Origin of the sequence: Mycolicibacter arupensis (genome assembly GCF_002086515.1) — a bacterium.
Classification (GTDB): domain Bacteria; phylum Actinomycetota; class Actinomycetes; order Mycobacteriales; family Mycobacteriaceae; genus Mycobacterium; species Mycobacterium arupense.
The window spans coordinates 1-18,314 of the sequence record NZ_MVHH01000006.1; the positions used below are offsets into that span (position 1 = coordinate 1).

Annotated in this window: 19 protein-coding genes; 11 read left to right on the forward strand and 8 right to left on the reverse strand. The window is 68.5% G+C overall.

The window, feature by feature from the left end:
- Positions 1-23 precede the first annotated feature (23 nt).
- Complete coding sequence (locus tag BST15_RS04540) at positions 24-662, reverse strand: MBL fold metallo-hydrolase (RefSeq protein WP_046191442.1); 639 nt, start codon at positions 660-662, stop codon at positions 24-26.
- Between the two features lie 85 nt (positions 663-747).
- Here BST15_RS04540 and purS point away from each other — a divergent pair, with 85 nt between their 5' ends.
- Positions 748-987: a phosphoribosylformylglycinamidine synthase subunit PurS gene (gene purS / locus BST15_RS04545; protein ID WP_046191443.1), complete on the forward strand. Its 240-nt coding sequence runs from the start codon at positions 748-750 to the stop codon at positions 985-987.
- A complete protein-coding gene (gene purQ, locus BST15_RS04550) occupies positions 984-1,658 on the forward strand; it encodes a phosphoribosylformylglycinamidine synthase subunit PurQ (RefSeq protein ID WP_046191444.1) in 675 nt (224 codons plus the stop codon). Before purS ends, purQ begins: the two co-directional genes overlap by 4 nt.
- Positions 1,659-1,676: 18 nt before the next feature.
- Here the strand turns inward: purQ and BST15_RS04555 are convergent, their stop codons facing one another.
- The 4 genes from BST15_RS04555 to BST15_RS04570 all read right to left on the reverse strand — a co-directional run bounded on the left by BST15_RS04555 (position 1,677) and on the right by BST15_RS04570 (position 5,259).
- The gene (locus BST15_RS04555; protein ID WP_046191445.1) at positions 1,677-2,366 is read right to left on the reverse strand and encodes a cupin domain-containing protein; all 690 of its coding nucleotides are present in this window, start codon (positions 2,364-2,366) and stop codon (positions 1,677-1,679) included.
- Between the two features lie 52 nt (positions 2,367-2,418).
- Positions 2,419-3,360 (reverse strand): catalase family peroxidase, encoded by a 942-nt coding sequence (locus tag BST15_RS04560; protein ID WP_046191446.1) that lies wholly within the window; start codon positions 3,358-3,360, stop codon positions 2,419-2,421.
- Between the two features lie 85 nt (positions 3,361-3,445).
- On the reverse strand, positions 3,446-4,243 hold the full coding sequence (locus tag BST15_RS04565; protein WP_046296369.1) for a family 1 encapsulin nanocompartment shell protein: 798 nt from the start codon (positions 4,241-4,243) through the stop codon (positions 3,446-3,448).
- Positions 4,240-5,259, reverse strand: coding sequence for a Dyp-type peroxidase (locus tag BST15_RS04570; RefSeq protein WP_109370703.1), 1,020 nt, complete (start codon positions 5,257-5,259; stop codon positions 4,240-4,242). Before BST15_RS04570 ends, BST15_RS04565 begins: the two co-directional genes overlap by 4 nt.
- 52 nt (positions 5,260-5,311) lie before the next feature.
- On the opposite strand from BST15_RS04570, the gene BST15_RS04575 reads away from it, so the two are divergent.
- From BST15_RS04575 to purM, 8 genes are all read left to right on the forward strand, one after another.
- Entirely contained in the window at positions 5,312-6,580 is a 1,269-nt protein-coding gene (locus BST15_RS04575) for a M18 family aminopeptidase (protein ID WP_046188201.1), read from the forward strand.
- A 22-nt stretch (positions 6,581-6,602) separates the two neighbouring features.
- Positions 6,603-8,897, forward strand: coding sequence for a phosphoribosylformylglycinamidine synthase subunit PurL (gene purL / locus BST15_RS04580; RefSeq protein ID WP_046188143.1), 2,295 nt, complete (start codon positions 6,603-6,605; stop codon positions 8,895-8,897).
- A gap of 6 nt (positions 8,898-8,903) precedes the next feature.
- A complete protein-coding gene (locus BST15_RS04585) occupies positions 8,904-10,598 on the forward strand; it encodes an alpha/beta hydrolase (RefSeq protein WP_046188144.1) in 1,695 nt (564 codons plus the stop codon).
- Between the two features lie 47 nt (positions 10,599-10,645).
- Positions 10,646-11,485: an alpha/beta fold hydrolase gene (locus BST15_RS04590; protein ID WP_046188145.1), complete on the forward strand. Its 840-nt coding sequence runs from the start codon at positions 10,646-10,648 to the stop codon at positions 11,483-11,485.
- A gap of 3 nt (positions 11,486-11,488) precedes the next feature.
- Positions 11,489-11,893, forward strand: a complete 405-nt coding sequence (locus tag BST15_RS04595; protein WP_046188146.1) for a sterol carrier family protein — start codon at positions 11,489-11,491, stop codon at positions 11,891-11,893.
- Positions 11,894-11,945: 52 nt separating this feature from the next.
- Positions 11,946-13,463: an amidophosphoribosyltransferase gene (purF, locus tag BST15_RS04600; RefSeq protein ID WP_046188147.1), complete on the forward strand. Its 1,518-nt coding sequence runs from the start codon at positions 11,946-11,948 to the stop codon at positions 13,461-13,463.
- Between the two features lie 57 nt (positions 13,464-13,520).
- A complete protein-coding gene (locus tag BST15_RS04605; protein ID WP_046188148.1) occupies positions 13,521-13,973 on the forward strand; it encodes a MarR family winged helix-turn-helix transcriptional regulator in 453 nt (150 codons plus the stop codon).
- Positions 13,974-14,126: 153 nt separating this feature from the next.
- Positions 14,127-15,212, forward strand: coding sequence for a phosphoribosylformylglycinamidine cyclo-ligase (gene purM, locus BST15_RS04610; protein WP_046188149.1), 1,086 nt, complete (start codon positions 14,127-14,129; stop codon positions 15,210-15,212).
- 94 nt (positions 15,213-15,306) lie between these two features.
- On the opposite strand, the gene BST15_RS04615 is transcribed toward purM, so the two are convergent.
- Together BST15_RS04615 and ygfZ are read right to left on the reverse strand one after the other, a co-directional pair.
- Positions 15,307-15,474, reverse strand: a complete 168-nt coding sequence (locus tag BST15_RS04615; protein ID WP_082104164.1) for a DUF3073 domain-containing protein — start codon at positions 15,472-15,474, stop codon at positions 15,307-15,309.
- Between the two features lie 136 nt (positions 15,475-15,610).
- The gene (gene ygfZ, locus BST15_RS04620; protein ID WP_046188150.1) at positions 15,611-16,690 is read right to left on the reverse strand and encodes a CAF17-like 4Fe-4S cluster assembly/insertion protein YgfZ; all 1,080 of its coding nucleotides are present in this window, start codon (positions 16,688-16,690) and stop codon (positions 15,611-15,613) included.
- A 35-nt stretch (positions 16,691-16,725) separates the two neighbouring features.
- Between ygfZ and BST15_RS04625 the strand changes: the two genes are divergently transcribed.
- The gene (locus BST15_RS04625; RefSeq protein WP_046188151.1) at positions 16,726-17,595 is read left to right on the forward strand and encodes an aminodeoxychorismate lyase; all 870 of its coding nucleotides are present in this window, start codon (positions 16,726-16,728) and stop codon (positions 17,593-17,595) included.
- A gap of 65 nt (positions 17,596-17,660) precedes the next feature.
- Here BST15_RS04625 and BST15_RS04630 read toward each other — a convergent pair whose 3' ends face one another.
- Positions 17,661-18,293 (reverse strand): heme-binding beta-barrel domain-containing protein, encoded by a 633-nt coding sequence (locus tag BST15_RS04630; protein ID WP_046188202.1) that lies wholly within the window; start codon positions 18,291-18,293, stop codon positions 17,661-17,663.
- Between the last annotated feature and the right edge of the window lie 21 nt (positions 18,294-18,314).

Below are 18,314 nucleotides of genomic sequence, written 5' to 3' on the forward strand. Positions count from 1 at the left end.
GGGCCGGGGCAGGGGGCCCGAAACTAGAAAGCGACGGCGCTCTCCTGCGGCAGCACCTGAAAGTCGGCGTGCCCCATCTCGGCCAGCCGGCCGTGATAGATCCCGCGGGCTTCGCTGGCGATGATGCCCTGATGGATCGGCACCGCGGCGCGCGGTGCCACGGCCCGCAGATAGTCGACCGCCTCGGAGATCTTCATCCACGGCGCCGCGGCCGGAGCCGCGAGCACATCCACCGGCTCACCGGGGACGAACAGCGCGTCGCCGGGATGCATCAGCCGGGCCGGGTGCCCGTCGTCGCCAACCAGGTAGGAGATGTTGTCGATCATCGGCAGCTCCGGATGGATCACCGCGTGCTGCCCACCCACCCCGCGCACCCGCAACGGGCCGACGTCAAAGGCGTCACCGACCTGCACCGGCTGCCAGGGCGGGCCCAGCTGCGCGGCGGTCTGGGGGTCGGCATAGAGCGCGGCACCGGGATTGGCATCGATCAGGGCCGGCAGCCTCGCGATGTCGGCGTGGTCGGGGTGCTGATGGGTGACCAGAATGGCCGCCAACCCGGTGATGCCCTCGAAACCGTGCGAGAAGTTGCCGGGGTCGAACAGGACCGTGGTGCCGCCGAAATCGGCGAGCAGGCAGGAATGGCCGAAATGGGTCAGTTGCATAGCTAACGATTGTGCGCTCCGGCGCCGCCGACGAGCATCGGTATTGTTGACCCGACCGATTCCCCGTCGACAGTAGGGAGCACCCGTGGCCCGGGTGGTTGTGCACGTGATGCCCAAAGCCGAGATCCTCGACCCGCAAGGGCAGGCCATCGTCGGCGCGCTTTCCCGGCTCGGACACGCCGGAGTGTCGGACGTGCGGCAGGGCAAGCGTTTCGAACTCGAGGTCGACGACTCTGTCGACGACGCCGCACTCGCCGAGATCGCCGAATCGCTGCTGGCCAACACGGTGATCGAAGACTTCACCGTCAGCCGGGAGACCACGTGAGCGCCCGGGTTGGCGTCATCACCTTTCCCGGCACTCTCGACGACGTCGACGCGGCCCGTGCGGTCCGGCTGGTGGGCGCCGAACCCGTCAGCCTCTGGCACGCCGATGCCGACCTCAAGGGCGTCGACGCCGTGGTGGTGCCCGGCGGCTTCTCCTACGGTGACTATCTGCGTGCCGGCGCCATCGCCCGCTTCGCCCCCGTGATGGGTGAGGTGATCGCCGCCGCCAACTCGGGCATGCCGGTCCTGGGCATCTGCAACGGCTTCCAGGTGCTGTGCGAGGCCGGGCTGCTGCCGGGCGCCCTGACCCGCAACATCGGCCTGCACTTCGTGTGCCGCGACGTCTGGCTGCGGGTGGCCTCCACCTCGACGGCGTGGACCTCCCGGTTCGAGGATGACGCCGACCTGCTGGTGCCGCTGAAGTCCGGTGAGGGGCGCTACGTGGCCTCCGAAGCCGTCCTCGACGAGCTGGAGGGCGAGGGGCGCGTGGTGTTCCGCTACCTCGACAACATCAACGGCTCGCAGCGCGATATCGCCGGGGTGAGTTCGGCCAACGGACGGGTGGTCGGGCTGATGCCGCATCCCGAGCACGCCATCGAGGCGTTGACCGGTCCCAGCGACGACGGGCTGGGGCTGTTCTACTCCGCGCTGGACGCGGTGCTCACGGCCTGACGCCCGCCGGCCGCCGGCCTACGGCGCGCGCAGGATGGTGATCGTGTTGTCGATCTTCTTGAACGACTTGAACGTCTCTGCGGGCACGCCGAACACCGCCGACAACACCCGCGGCGGCAGCTTGCTCAACGACTCGCCGATCCCGATGTTGTCCTTGGATTCGGGCGCACTGGTGTTCTGAATGATCAGAATGGTCAAGTCTTCGGTGCCCCGGTTCTCGAAGTAGTGAAAGGAACCCTGGGGCGCAAACACCACGTCGTTGACGTGCTGATCGAAGCTCTCATGATTGCCATTGCCGTCGATGACGAGCCAGGCCGCGGTGCCCTTGATGACGATGTTGAGCTCCCAGGCGCTGGGGTGCCAGTGCGGCTCGCGGATTCCGCCGGGTTCCAGCGTGAGCAGCACGATGCTCGCCTCTTGGCCCTTGAGGATCGGGAAGTTGTCCTCGCTGGCCTGCTTGAATGAGCCGCCGTCGTAGTTGTTGCTGGCCTGCTCGCCCAGTCGGAACAGGTGCGACTGCGTCGTGATGGTCTCCGACGGAATGCGGGGATTGCCAAAACGGGCCGCATCATCGGTCATGGACTCTTCCTTACCTGTGCGGAAACTCGGCGTTCCGGTGGCGATAACGCGGTCGACTCCGGCGCCGGTCATGGCTGCGGCCCCGGCCAGGCTGGCTCCGCCCAAGACTTTGCGTCGATTGATTGGCATCGTCTGAAAGTACGCGCAGGTAGGCCGATTTCGCCAGGGTTTTGCCGCGGGATCAGGCCGGTGGTGCCTCAGCGCCGCGCCCCACACCGGTGCGCAGTTTGACCGACGCGGAATAGGCTTGGCTTCGAAACTTCAGCACCGGGTCGTCGGAGGGCTCGATACCCTCGGTGACTCGCGTCGGGTCGAACACCACGATGTCATCGCCGTGCTCACGTTCGGTGTCGAGTCCGATGATGTCGATGGTCCCCACCGTGGCGTACTCGGTACTCGCCCAGGGCATCGAGGGATCGACCGTCGAGTCGTTCGGGCCGGCGAGCTGCACGCGGAAATCGAATCGCACCGGCCCGTTCGCCAGCCGATCGTTCAACTCCGCGGTGAGAAAGTCGGCGTCGTTGGCTGCACCCGCCGCCGTGGACAGAAACTGTTCCCCGGCCGCGGGGGTCAGGTGGTAGCGAACGTAGCGGGCGCCACCGTCGGCGGCCGCCCAGCGAAACGCGTGCAATCCGTGGTACTCCACGGTGGCGTAACTCGCCGGGATCCGGTTGGCGGCGCGCAGCACCGGCAAGGCCCGCAGCAGGCGGGGGTGGGTGAGTAGGTACCCGGCCATCCGAAGCGGGGCCGTAGGACCTGGCCGCGACGCCCGCAGCAGATCGATGAAACCGTCCGGAGTGCTGGAGACGAATAACCGCGCCGTCTGGGTGGACACGTCGGTGGTGGATCCGTTGGGCAGCGTGAACTTCACCGCCATACCGCGCACCCCCGGCGCTCCGTCGCGCTGCGCCGGGTCGCCCGAACCGTTCGAGAACCTGATCAATGTGGGCACCGCAGACCCATCGAGATGCTGTGCGTAAGAGAGCGTCCGAGCCTCAGGTGTTGCCCGGAAGGTGCCGCGATACAACGTCCCCTTGGCGTGTAACGCGCGGCATCCAGGTTGTGCGCCGCCGGCATCCCGGATCACCTGCATTGCTTGGTCGGGCGTGACTGGGTCGCTCATCTGCCCAGGCTATGCGCCCATCGCCCAGCGATGCGGCGGTTTCACCGAGCACCGACTCACGCACCCGGCCCCTCCCGTTGTGCCCCTAGGGGTTCAGGGCCACCGCCGCCTCGGCGGTGTAGCACAGGAAAGTCAGCGTCTCCTGCAGGTAGAGCTGCACATTCTCGGCATCGTGGGATAGATAACCGATGGCCACGTCGGTGCCCAGCCGCAGATCGAAGTCGCCGCCGCGGGTGGTCAACACAAACGCGCCGTCGATCGCGGGCGCCCAGATGATGTCGCCGTCGACCAGTCGGTTCAGGTGCTCCAGGATCGGATAGCCGTGATCGGAGGTCTCAGCGACCTTGGTGTAGGCGTCGGCCGAGAGCAACACCGAGTACGGCCCGTCCACCCCGGCCAGCCGCAACGCCGACAGGGCCTGGCTGATCACGTCCGGGATCCCGCGCGGGTCCTGCGGCAGCGGCAGCGCAGCGTTCGAGCTGGCGCTGCGGATGCCCTCAACCGCGGCGTCCGGATAGCCGCCGAAGATGATCCGGTCTTCGGCGAATGCCAGCTTCTTGGCTGCTGCTTTCACCGGGTCCCAGTCGGGGTCCTGCGAACCCCGTTCGACATCGTCGATCTCGGTGCGCGACAGGGTGAACGGAACCCGCAGGCGCACCAGCGGTTTGCTGTCGCGCAGGTGCGCCTCGACGCCGTCGCCCGGGGCGCCGATGCCGGTCAGCCGTCCGGTGCCCACGGCCGCGGCGGTCGGCCCGGCCGGCTCGCTCACGTCGACCACCCGGCGGCCGGCGATGTGCCGCTTGAACGTTCGGGTTGCCTCCTGCTCGATATCGGCCCAGGCGGCTTCGGTGACCGGGGCCAGATCGCGGTACAGGTTGTTCATTGCGAGGTTCCTTTCAGGCTGCCGATGTTCAAGGAGCCTTGAACGCCGGTGGTCTCGACGGGCGCGGAGGCGGTGGGAGCCGCCACGCCCGGAAGCGGCGGCGGATCCTCGAGGAAGTCGGCGGTGGGGGTGAAGAAGAGCCCGCCGGTGAGTGCGGTGGAGAAGTCCAGAATGCGGTCGGTGTTTCCCGGCGGGTCGCCGACAAACATGTTGTGCAGCATCCTTTCGGTGATCTCCGGGTCCCGCGCGTAGGCGATGTAGTACGTCCCGGACTCGCCGGAACCGACCGTGCCGAACGGCATGTTGTGCCGCACGATGTCCAGCTCGTTGCCGTCCTCGTCGGTGATGACGTTCAGCGCGATATGGGAATTGGCCGGCTTCACCGCGTCGTCGAACTCGATGTCGTCGGCCTTGGTCCGGCCGATCACCCGCTCTTGTTCGGTGACCGGCAGCGCCTCCCACGCCGCCATGTCGTGCACATACTTCTGGATGTGCACATAGGAGCCGCCGGCGAAGTCCGGGTCTTCGTCACCGATCGCGGTGGCCGCCACCGCTTCGTCGTCGACCGGATTCTCGGTACCGTCGACGAAGCCGAGCAGGTCGCGATTGTCGAAGAACCGGAAACCGTGCACCTCGTCGACCACCGTGATCGCACCGGCCATCGCCTTGACGATCCGGCCGGCCAACTCGAAGCAGACGTCCATGGTCTCACCCTTGATGTGAAACAGCAGGTCCCCCGGGGTGGCCGGAGCGGTGTGCCGCGGACCGGTCAGCGCGACGAACGGATGCAGCCGCGCCGGCCGCGGCCCGGCGAACAGCCGGTCCCAGGCATCCGAGCCGATCGAGGTCACCAGAGACAGTCGCTTGGTCGGGTCGCGGAAGCCGATAGCGCGCGCGAAACCCGCCAGGTCGGGCAGGGCGTCGCGCACGGTTGTCTCGCCGCCCTCATCGATGGTGGCCACCAGGAAGATGGCCGCACAGGTCAGGGGCGCGGTCACGGGCTGAACGGACGGCACAGTATCGACCCTAACGCCCCGTCGGGGGTACGGATGCGAAAGACTTGAGCCCATGGCCGCCACCGCAACCGGATTGTGCGAGTTCATCGACGCCTCACCGTCGCCGTTTCACGTCTGTGTCACGGTTGCCGAGCGGCTGCGCTCCGCCGGTTACACGCAGGTGGCCGAGACCGATCGCTGGCCGGCCACGCCCGGGCGGTACTTCACCATCCGCGCCGGATCGCTGATCGCCTGGGATGGCGGCGCCAGTACCCCGGCCACCCCGTTCCGGATCGTCGGCGCGCATACCGACAGCCCGAACCTACGGGTCAAACAACACCCCGCACGGGAAGTCGCCGGGTGGCAGCTGGTGACGCTGGCGCCCTATGGCGGCGCCTGGCTGAACTCCTGGCTGGACCGGGACCTGGGGATCAGCGGGCGGCTCTCGGTGCTCGACTCGGCTCGCGACACCGGGATCATGCACCACGTGGTCCGCATCGACGAGCCGATCCTGCGGGTGCCGCAACTGGCCATCCACCTGGCCGAGGACCGCGCCGCGGTCAAGCTGGACCCCCAGCGCCACGTCAACGCGGTCTGGGGAGATGGCCGGTCCCCGGACTTCCTCGGATACGTGGCGCAGCGCGCCGGCGTGGAGCCCCGCGACGTTCTGGGGTTCGATCTGATGACCCACGACCTGGCGCCGTCGGCGGTGACCGGTCTCGGCGGCGAGTTCGTCAGCGCGCCGCGGCTGGACAACCAGGCCAGCTGCTACGCCGGACTGCAGGCGCTGCTGACCGCGAAGTCCGACCGGTATCTTCCGGTGCTGGTGCTGTTCGACCACGAGGAGGTCGGGTCGACATCGGATCACGGCGCCCAGTCCGATCTGCTGCGCGTGGTCCTGGAGCGCATCACCCTGGCCGCCGGCGGGGATCGGGAGGACTTCCTGCGGCGGCTGACCGCCTCCACGCTGGCCTCGGCGGACATGGCGCACGCCACCCACCCCAACTACCCGGACCGGCACGAACCGGGCCATCAGATCGCGGTCAACGCCGGCCCGGTGCTCAAGGTGCAGCCCAACCTGCGCTATGCCACCGACGGGCGCACCGCCGCCACCTTCGCGCTGGCCTGCGACCAGGCGGAAGTGGCACTGCAGCGTTACGAGCATCGCGCCGACCTGCCCTGCGGATCGACCATCGGCCCGATGAGCGCCGCGTGCACCGGGATTCCCACCGTCGACGTAGGCGCTCCCCAGCTGGCCATGCATTCCGCGCGGGAGCTGATGGGCGCCCACGACGTGGCCTCCTATGCGGCGGCTCTGGCGGCCTTCCTGGCGCCGGAATGAGCCGAAAACGGTGCCATAGACTGTGCCCGTGACGCCCCCGACCACACTGGACACCGTCGAACACGCCGCTGCAACGCCCGAGCACCCGCAACCGTTCGCCGAGTTGGGTCTCAAGGACGACGAGTACCAGCGCATCCGCGACATTCTGGGCCGCCGCCCCACCGACGCCGAGCTCGCGATGTACTCGGTGATGTGGAGCGAGCACTGCTCCTACAAGTCCTCCAAGGTGCACCTGCGCTACTTCGGGGAGACCACCACCGACGAGATGCGCAAGGCCATGCTGGCCGGTATCGGCGAGAACGCCGGTGTGGTCGACATCGGTGACGGCTGGGCGGTCACCTTCAAGGTGGAGTCGCACAACCACCCGTCCTACGTGGAGCCCTACCAGGGGGCGGCCACCGGCGTGGGAGGCATCGTGCGCGACATCATGGCGATGGGTGCCCGCCCGGTCGCGGTGATGGACCAGCTGCGTTTCGGTGCCGCCGACGCCCCGGACACCCGCCGGGTGCTCGACGGAGTGGTACGCGGCATCGGCGGCTACGGCAACTCCCTGGGACTGCCCAACATCGGCGGCGAAACCATCTTCGACCCGTGCTACGCGGGCAACCCGCTGGTCAACGCGCTGTGCGTCGGTGTGCTCAAGAAGGAAGACCTGCACCTGGCGTTCGCCTCCGGTGCCGGAAACAAGATCATCTTGTTCGGGGCGCGTACCGGTCTCGACGGCATCGGCGGGGTGTCGGTGCTGGCCTCGGACACCTTCGGCGGCGACGAGAGCGGGGCCGGTCGCAAGAAGCTTCCGTCGGTTCAGGTCGGGGACCCGTTCACCGAGAAGGTGCTGATCGAGTGCTGCCTGGAGCTGTACGCCGCCAAGCTGGTGGTCGGCATTCAGGATCTCGGTGGCGCCGGGTTGTCCTGCGCCACTTCTGAGTTGGCATCCGCCGGGGACGGCGGAATGGCTATCGAGCTGGAGAAGGTGCCGCTGCGTGCGGCCAACATGACTCCCGCGGAGGTGCTCTCCAGCGAGTCGCAGGAGCGCATGTGCGCCGTGGTCACCCCGGATAACGTCGACGCGTTCATGGCGGTGTGCGCCAAGTGGGACGTGCTCGCCACCGTGATCGGCGAGGTCACCGACGGCGACCGCCTGAAGATCACCTGGCATGGCCAGACCGTCGTGGACGTCCCGCCCCGCACCGTGGCCCACGAAGGCCCGATCTATCAGCGTCCGGTCGCGCGCCCCGATACCCAGGACGCGCTGAACTCGGACCGCTCGGACAAGCTGCCGCGGCCGGCCACCGGGGAGGAGCTGCGCGCGACTCTGCTTGCGCTGCTGGGCAGCCCGCACCTGTGCAGCCGGGCGTTCATCACCGAGCAGTACGACCGCTACGTGCGCGGCAACACCGTGCTGGCCGAGCACGCCGACGGCGGAATGCTGCGCATCGACGAGACGTCCGGGCGCGGGATCACGATCTCCACCGACGCCTCGGGCCGCTACACCAAGCTCGACCCCTACACCGGGGCACAGTTGGCGCTGGCCGAGGCGTACCGCAACGTGGCCGTCACCGGCGCCACCCCGATCGCCGTCACCAACTGCCTGAACTTCGGTTCCCCGGAAGACCCCGGGGTGATGTGGCAGTTCGCCGAGGCCGTGCGCGGTCTGGCCGATGGCTGTGCGGCTCTGGGGATTCCGGTCACCGGAGGCAATGTCAGCTTCTACAACCAGACCGGCGCCACCCCCATTCACCCGACGCCCGTGGTCGGAGTGCTCGGTGTCATCGACGATGTGGGTCGCCGCATTCCGACCGCCTTCGGGGTCGAACCGGGCGAGACACTGATCCTGCTCGGCGACACCCGCGACGAGTTCGACGGTTCGATCTGGGCGCAGGTCACCGGCGAACACCTGGGCGGCCTGCCCCCAAAGGTCGACCTAGCGCGCGAGCAGTTGCTCGCCGAGGTGCTCAGTGCGGCATCGCGCGACGGTCTGGTGTCAGCCGCGCACGACCTCAGTGAGGGCGGCCTGATCCAGGCCGTGGTCGAATCCTCGATCGCCGGTGAGACCGGTTGCCGCATCCTGCTTCCCGAGGACGCCGATCCATTCGTGTTTCTGTTCTCCGAGTCCGCGGGCAGGGTGCTGGTGGCGGTGCCGCGCACCGAGGAGAGCAGATTCCGCTCCATGTGCGAGGCACGTGGCCTGCCGGCCACCCGCGTCGGCGTGGTGGACCAGGCCTCGCAGGAGGTGGAGGTTCAGGGCCAGTTCCGTGTGTCGCTGGCCGAACTGCGCAGCACTTCCGAGGCTGTGCTGCCGGGGATATTCGGATAGACCGGCATGCAGGCGCCGCCCCGACACCCGATGCTGGTGTGGGCGTGGGGCTTGTTGCGCCTGCAATTCGTCGGGGTGGCGTTCGGGGCACTGTTCTTCTGCCTGTCGCTGACACCGTCACTGCTGCCGCGTGACTGGCTCTTCCAGGGGCTGATCGGCGGCATCAACGCGGCGTTCGGCTATGGGCTTGGGGTCCTGGTCGGCGCGACGGTGCACCGGTTTGTACTGCGCGGCGCGCACTGGTGGCCGCCGCCGCGCCGGGTCTTGATCGCGCTGAAGGCTGCTGTGGTGGTGGCGTCGCCGGCCGCCTGCGTCCTGATGCTGATCCCGGCCGCCGGCTGGCAGCGTCAAGTCTCCGAACTCCTGGGCATCGAAGGCCCCCAGACCTTGGGCTACCTGCGCACCCTGGGGGTCGCGATCGGGGTAGCGGCGGCATTGATCTCGACGGTGCGGGTACTGATCGACGCCAGTCGGCTGCTGGCCCGGGCCTTGGTGCGGCGTTGGCACCTGCACAGCGAAGTCGCCACGTTCATCGGCAGTGCGATCGTCGTCGTGGTGTTGACCATGCTGATCAACGGTGTGCTTATCCGCGGTTTCTTCGCCGGTGCCAGCGCGGTGTTCCAGCCCGAGGACAGCGCCATCGCACCGGGGACCGTCCAGCCCGAAGAACCGGAGCGATCCGGCAGCCCCCAGTCGTTGGCGCCCTGGGCCACCCTGGGAAGTCAGGGCCGCAGCTTCGTCGCCGGGGGAGCGCACGCGCCCGAGCTGTCCCGGGCCAACGGCAGGCCCGCCCGCGAGCCCATCCGGGTCTATGCGGGCCTACACAGTGCGGCCGATGATCAGGCCCGCATGCAACTGCTGCTCGACGAGCTGGAGCGCACGCACGCCTTCGACCGTCAGGTGCTGGTGGTGGTGCCCACCACCGGCACGGGGTGGGTGGACCCCGCCGCGGCCGACGCGCTGGAGATGCTCTACAACGGCGACACCGCGATCGTCGCCGTGCAGTACTCCTACCTGCCCAGTTGGATCTCGTTCCTGGCCGATCAACGCAAATCCATGGACTCGGGGCGGTTGCTGGTGAGCACCATCGCCGAACGCTGGCGCAGCCTGCCCGAAGATCACCGCCCCATGCTCGTGCTCTACGGCGAGAGCCTGGGTTCGATGGCCGGGCAGGCCGCATTCGACTGGTTGCCCGACGTCGCCGAGATGGGCTACGAAGCCGTGCTCTGGGTGGGGCCGCCGCAGGCCAGCCCGCTCTGGCGTGCCCTGCTGGTGCGCCGCGATCCCGGCAGCACCGCCGTGCTGCCGCGTTACGACAACGGCCGCACGGTCCGGTTCGCCCAGGGCACCCTGCCCGCCGAGGTCACCCGGATCGCCGCGCCGCCCTGGAACGGCACCCGGGTGTTGTTCCTGCAGCACGCCTCGGACCCGGTCATCTGGTGGTCGCCGGACCTGCTGTTCGCCCGGCCCGACTGGCTGACCGAACCGCCCGGACCGGACCGCACCACTTCCATGCGCTGGTACCCGGTAGTGACGTTCTGGCAGGTCAGCGCCGATCTCTTTCACGGCGAGCAGATGCCCGCCGGGCATGGCCACAACTATGCGGACACCATCTTGGATGGCTGGGTGGCGGTGCTGCCGCCGCCGGACTGGACGTCGGCCGACACCGAGCGAATCCGCACCGCGCTGCATCAGCGGTAGGCAGGCCCCGCCTTCTCTTGCCCGGCGACATACGCAATGCTTCACCGATGCGCTATACCCGTGACGGCCTGGTCTTCGACGTCCGCGCCGCTGGTCCCTCCGACGGTCCGGTCGTGGTGTTGTTGCACGGCTTTCCGCAGCGCAATGACAGTTGGAACACCGTGATCGACCGGCTGACCGCCGCCGGCTACCGCTGTCTGGCGCCCAACCAGCGCGGCTATTCACCCGGCGCCCGGCCGCCGCGCCGTCGCGACTATCGGATGTCCGAACTCGTCGCCGACGTGGGCGCCCTGATCGAGGCCAGCGGCGCGCAGCGGGTGCACCTCGTGGGACACGACTGGGGCGCCGCCGTGGCGTGGGGTGTGGCGGCCGAGATGCCCGAACGGCTGGCCACCGTGTCGCCGGTGTCGGTGCCGCACCCCGCTGCCTTCCTGAAGTCGATGCTGACCAGCCGTCAGGGCCTGGCGTCGTGGTACATGGTTTTCTTCCAGTTGCCGCTGCTGCCGGAGTGGTTGCTGACCCGCAAGAAGGGTGCCGTGGTCGCCAAAGCCCTGCGGCGCAGCGGGCAGACCGCGGACGCCGCCCAACGGGACGCGCAGGCCATGACCGAACCGGGTGCGCTGACCGGCGGGCTCAACTGGTACCGCGGCATGCCGCTGTCGAACCTGCGCGAGTCCGACCAACAGATCTCGGTACCGACGATGTATGTGTGGAGTGACAACGACATCGCGCTGAAGCCCACCGCGGCACGCAACACAGCCCGGTATGTCGACGGCGAGTACCGATTCGAGGTCATGCCCGGCGTCTCGCACTGGATCCCCGACACCGAGCCCGACCGGCTGGCCGACCTGTTGCTGGACTGGTTCGCCGTGCACCCCAGCGACTGACCCATGGCAGCCGCCCGATCGGGTTCCACGCCGGACCCGGCCCAGACCCGCGCGGCCGTGCAGGCGCTCGCGGAGTGGTTGCACGACGAGGACCAGCCTGCCCCCGACCGTGCCGCGCTGGCCACCGCGGTTCGGCTGACCGCCCGCACCCTGGCCGAGCTGGCCCCCGGCGCCAGCGTCGAGGTGCGCGTCCCGCCATTCGTTGCGGTGCAGTGCATCGCCGGGCCGCGGCACACGCGCGGCACCCCGCCCAACGTCGTCGAGACCGATCCGCGCAGCTGGCTGCTGCTGGTCGCCGGGCTGTTGGAGATGGGTCAGGCGTCTGCCGCCGGTACGTTGCGGTTGTCCGGTTCGCGAGCCGCCGAGATCGCCGATTGGCTGCCATTGGTCAAACTTGACCGGTGTTGACCGTAGACTGGACACGTCACTTGAGGCCCGTCCCCCCTGGAGCAGCTGAAACGTGCCGGAGCAGCAGGTAGTAGACCTTGAGAACGCGCCGCGTGAAGAGTGTGGCGTCTTCGGAGTTTGGGCTCCTGGCGAAGAAGTTGCCAAGCTCACTTATTACGGCCTCTATGCGCTGCAACACCGTGGCCAAGAGGCTGCCGGGATCGCCGTCGGCGACGGCTCGCAGGTACTGGTCTTCAAAGATCTGGGCTTGGTCAGCCAGGTGTTCGAGGAGCAGACGCTGGCGGCCATGCCCGGCCACGTGGCGGTCGGGCACTGCCGCTACTCCACCACCGGCGACACCACCTGGGAGAACGCCCAGCCGGTGTTCCGCAACACCGCGGCAGGCACCGGGGTGGCGCTGGGCCACAACGGCAACCTGGTCAACACCGCCGAGTTGGCAGGCCGCGCCCGCGAACTGGGCCTGATCGACACCCGCCGGCCCGGGGTGGCCACCACCGACTCCGACATCCTGGGCGCGCTGCTGGCGCACGGGGCCGCCGACACGTCACTGGAGCAGGCCGCATTGGAGCTGCTGCCCACGGCGCGCGGCGCCTTCTGCCTGACGTTCATGGACGAGAACACCCTGTACGCGGCCCGCGACCCGTGGGGCGTGCGGCCGCTGTCCCTGGGTCGGCTGGACCGCGGCTGGGTGGTGGCGTCGGAGACCGCCGCGCTCGACATCGTCGGCGCCTCCTTCGTCCGCGACATCGAGCCCGGCGAACTCCTGGCGATCGACGCCGACGGTGTGCGCTCCTCCCGGTTCGCCAACCCGACCCCGAAGGGGTGCGTGTTCGAGTACGTGTACCTGGCCCGGCCCGACAGCACCATCGGCGGCCGGTCGGTGCACGCCACTCGGGTGGAGATCGGTCGCCGATTGGCCCGCGAGCACGCGGTGGAGGCCGATCTGGTCATCGGCGTTCCGGAGTCCGGCATCCCCGCCGCGGTGGGCTACGCCCAGGAATCCGGCATTGACTACGGCCAGGGCCTGACCAAGAACGCGTACGTCGGTCGCACCTTCATCCAGCCGTCGCAGACCATCCGCCAGCTCGGCATCCGGCTCAAGCTCAACCCGCTGCGGGAGATCATCCGCGGTAAGCGGCTGATCGTCGTCGACGACTCGATCGTGCGGGGCAACACCCAGCGCGCCCTGGTGCGGATGCTGCGCGAGGCCGGTGCCGTCGAGGTGCACGTGCGGATCGCCTCGCCGCCCGTCAAATGGCCATGCTTCTACGGCATCGACTTCGCCTCGCCGGCCGAACTGATCGCCAATGCCGTCGAGGACGAGACCGAGATGGTCGAGGCGGTGCGCCGCACCATTGGCGCCGACAGCCTGGGCTATGTCGGGCAGGACGACATGATCGCGGCTACCGAACAGCCCGCATCGCGGCTGTGCTGTGCCTGCTTCGACGGCCGCTATCCCATAGAGCTGCCCGACGACAGCGCCCTGGGCAAGAACGTCGTCGAGCAGATGCTGAGCAACACCGCCCGCAAAGCCGAGAGCGACCACGACACTGCGCTGAGTCAGCCGTAGGCGCGCCGATACCTATGACTGGCGACCGCTCATGCCGACCGGCGCCAGCAATCTGACATGACGGGCACGCCGGAATCGGATCTGAGTCGCAATCTTTTGTGGCTGCTCAAGCAGGCGTTTCACTACTCGCTGACCACAGTGAACGAGGCGATCGGCCACCATGGTGTGAGCAGCGCCCAGATCGCCCTACTGCGCCAGCTCGCCGACGAACCCGGCCTGTCCAGTGCCCAACTCTCCCGTCGTCTGCTCGTCACCCCGCAGGGTGTCCAACTGGCGGTGCGCGCGTTGGAGCGTCGCGGGCTGGTGGAGCGTCGGAGGGATCCTCGCCACGGCCGCATCCTGCGGGCCCATCTGACCGAGGAGGGGCGCGCGGTCACCTCCGTCGTGGTGACCGATGCACTCGATGCCCACGACCAGGTGTTCGGCGTGCTGACCTCGGACGAGCAGGACTCCCTCCGTGACCTGTTGGCGCGCTTCGTGGATCATCACAACAGCCGGCCGCAGCCGTGACTCCGTGGGCCCGACAGAGGGGCTCTATCGCCGTCGAACCGTCCGTTTCTGCCCTGCCCGCCAGTGCCTGCCCCAGGGCTCCGCGGGCGGCTCTGAGGCCGCAACGCCGAGCGAAATACCGTCCGCCGTCGGCGACCGGTAGCCTTTAGCGCGATGACCTCAGCAGAATCAAGCTCCCAGGGCGTTACCTACGCATCGGCAGGAGTAGACATCGACGCCGGTGACAGGGCCGTCGAGTTGTTCAAACCATTGGCAGCCAAGGCCACCAGGCCCGAGGTGCGGGGTGGACTCGGCGGCTTCGCCGGCCTGTTCGCCCTGCGCAACGACTACCGCGAGCCGCTATTGGCGTCCTCCACCGATGGTGTGGGGACCAAGCTGGCGATCGCGCAGGCGCTGGATAAGCACGACACCGTCGGCATCGATCTGGTCGCCATGGTGGTCGACGATCTGGTGGTGTGTGGCGCCGAGCCGCTGTTCCTGCAGGACTACATCGCCGTGGGACGCACCGTGCCGGAGCGGGTCGCCGCCATCGTCTCGGGGATCGCCGAGGGCTGTGTGCAGGCCGGTTGCGCGCTGCTGGGTGGGGAGACCGCCGAGCATCCGGGCCTGATGGCCCCCGATCACTACGACATCTCCGCGACCGGCGTCGGCGTGGTGGAGGCCGACGACGTGCTGGGGCCGGACCGGGTCCGGCCCGGTGACGTGCTGATCGCGATGGGCTCCTCGGGACTGCATTCCAACGGCTACTCACTGGCGCGCGCCGTCCTGCTGGACATCGACCACATGAATCTGGCAGGCCATGTCGAGGAATTCGGTCGCACCCTGGGTGAGGAGCTTCTGGAGCCCACGCGCATCTACGCCAAGGACTGCCTGGCACTGGCCGCCGAGACCCAGGTGCGCACCTTCTGCCATGTGACCGGCGGTGGTCTTGCCGGGAACCTGTCCCGTGTCATCCCCGACGGGCTGGTCGCCGAGGTGGATCGTGGCACGTGGACGCCGGCGCCGGTGTTCGCGATGATCGCCCAGCGCGGACGGGTGAGCCGCGCGGAGATGGAGAAGACCTTCAACCTGGGCGTCGGCATGGTCGCCGTGGTCGCGCCGGAGGACACCGACCGCGCGCTGGCGATCCTGACCGCCCGCCACGTCGACTGCTGGCCGCTGGGCACGGTGGCCAAGCCGGGAAAGAACGCCGAACCGGGAGACGGGGCCACGCTCGTGGGGGAACACCCCCGGTTCTAGGCCCCATCGGGTCTAGAAACGGTGGCCTACAGCCCTGTGGGCCGGGGTCCCTACGTCCCCGAGGGGAGTATCAGATTCGGAGACGACGACGCGCTCAGCGGCGCCAGTCGTCGTCTCCGTTCCAGGAGTCGTCACCGTCGGAGTCATTGACCTCAGACCCTGCCAGCTCACGTTGGAGCTGGGTGAAATCGGTTGTTGGCGAGCTGTACTTCAGCTCTCGAGCAACCTTGGTCTGCTTCGCCTTAGCCCGGCCGCGGCCCATGGGGGGACCCCCTCGCGCAATAACGGAGCGGCCCAATGAACAGGCGGCTCCGATCTGAATGTGTTTATTGTCCTGCCGACAGCTTACCGTGCCGCTGGACCAGTTGCCGACCTGCCCTGTGTCGGTGTGATCACCGTCAAACCCGACCGCGCAACCGGTCGACGGCCAACCGTCCGGCACCCGGCGCATCCGGCGGCGGCATCGATTCCGGATCGATGACCGCGCTGACCTCAGAGCCGGCTCCGGTCAGCAGCGCGGTGTCGGCGGGAAGCCCCCGCTTGAGCAGCGCCAGCGCGATCGGACCGAACTCGAAATGATCAACCACGGTCCCCAACCGGCCCACCGACCGCCCACCTGAGGTGATTGGGTCTCCGGTCGACGGTCGGTCCACCGATCCGTCCAGGTGCAGCAGCACCAGCATCCGTGGCGGCTTGCCCAGGTTGTGCACGCGCGACACCGTCTCTTGCCCGCTGTAGCACCCTTTGTCCAGGTGCACTGCCCCGACGCCGGGTCCACCGATCCAATTCAACTCGTGCGGAATGCTGCGCTCGTCGGTGTCGACGCCCAAGCGCGGCCGCCGCGCGGTCACCCGTTCTGCCTCGTAGGCCCACACTCCGGCGGGCCGGACCCCGGCTTGGATCAGACGGCGCTGCACATCGTCCTTGGCGTCGCGGGGCACCACCACTTCCAGCACCTCACGGCCCGGCACCTGGCGCACGAACCCCAGCGAATCTGGAATCGGTACCGCGGTAGGCCCCGGCGCTGCGGTCAGCCCCAGCGCGTCCAAGACCGCTGGTGCGCTGCGTTCGGGACCCAGTAGTGACAGCACCGCGAAGTCGGCCGCCTCGATGGTCACGTCGGCCCAGAACACCATCTTGCGGAGATGCTCGGTCAGTGGCGCGCCCCGCCACGGCTCGGTGTCGAGGTAGGTCTGTTCGCGAAGCTCGGTTTGGATCCAGTGGTTCTGGATGTGGCCCTTGGCGTCCAGCGTCAGGTTCTCGGTGCTGGCGCCGTCAGGTAGCTCGGCGACATGCTGGGTGCACAGACTGTGCAGCCACGTCTTGCGGTCGCCTCCAGTGAGCCGCAGCACCGGCCGGTGCGACCGATCCACCACCACGACCGCCGATTCGGCGCTGCGCTGTTCGCCGAGCGGGTCGCCGTAGTGCCAGATTGCGCCCGCATCGGGGCCGGAATCGGGTGCGGGGACGGCGGGCACGTGTCAACTCTACGGAGCGGCTACGCTCACGGTCCATGGCAGCCGACGTCGATGTGAAAGACACCGTCGTGACGATCATCACGGTCGGTGGCGGCCCGGCCGACGCCGACGCGCCGCTGCTGCACGCCGACGATCTGGCGGCGCTGCGCGGCGACGGGATCTTCGAGACATTGCTGGTGCGAGACGGCGCCCCGTGTCTGCTCGACGCCCACCTACGGCGATTGGCGCGTTCCGCGGAGTTGATGGACCTGCCTGCCCCGGACCTGGAGCAGTGGCGCCGCGCCGTGGACGAGGCGGTGCAGCAGTGGCCCGGGACTGGCGAGGGCGCCCTCCGGATGATCTACAGCAGGGGCCGAGAAAGCGGTTCGGCACCAACCGCTTACGTGATGCTCACTGCGCTGCCGGAGCGCATCGCGGCGGCTCGCCGGGAGGGCGTGGCTGTAGTGACCCTGGACCGCGGCCTGTCCACGCAGGGGCTGGAGATGCCGTGGCTGCTTGCGGGGGCCAAGACGCTGTCGTACGCGGTGAACATGGCGGCGCTGCGGTATGCCGCCAAACAGGGCGCCGACGACGTTATTTTCGTCAGCTCGGACGGTTACGTCTTGGAAGGACCGCGTTCCACCGTGGTGCTGGTCGAGCCCGGTCGGCTCGTCACCCCTCCGCTGTCGCACCCGATCCTGCGCGGCACCACACAGGAGGCGCTGTTCGAGGTGGCCCGCAACGCGGGTTACGCGTGCGAATACGCACCGCTTGTGTCCGCGGATCTGGAGGCCGCGCAGGATCTGTGGCTGGTCTCCAGCATCACGTTGTCGGCGCGGGTGCACACGCTGGACGGGCGCGCACTGAGCCCACGGGTGCCGGCGCAGGAATTCGCCGAACTGGTCGAGGCCGCGATCGGTCACTGATTCTGCGTCTGGGGCGCACAAGTGCGAGAAGCCGGTGCCCTCAGCGCAGAGTCAGCGCAGGGTGATCAGCCGATGAAGCGTGCCAGTCGCGCCGACAGGTGCGGCACCAGTTCGCCGTCGGCGTTCACCCGCTCTTCGACGTAGGCCAGGTCACCGTCTTCGACGATCCCATAGAGCCGCTTGGCGCCACCGATCAGCGCCCCCGATTTGCTGCGGGCCAGCGCATCGGTGACCAGCTCCCAGGACGCTGGGCCGTGCGGGCGCCCGTAGAACAGCTCCACGTAACCGCTCGAGTGCGCCAGCAGCAGTTCGATGGCCTGTGATTCCTCGGGATCGTCCGGATCGTTGACGAACCGCCAGAAGCCTGTCTCGCGCAGCGCGGGCTCGTTGGACTGTTCGTCGTCGGACAGCCGCCACGACCGTGCTTCCCAGTTCAGGTAGTCGCCGCCGTCGTGGGACACCACGATCTGCTGGCCGAACCGGTAGTCGCCGTGGGCGCCGTGTCCCACTCCCTCGCCGCGCCACACGCCCACCAAGGGCAGCAGGGCCAACAGCGCGTCGTGCAGGTTCGCGCCCTCGCGCAGGTTCGCGGTATCGGTGAACGGCAGGTCGTCAAAGACCGGAATGTTGCGGGCCGCGGTCTGCTTGGCACGCTCAGCGGCGGCAGCTACCGCGCGGTCACCGGAACCCCGGTCGATCGGACGCTCATCGCCCGCCTG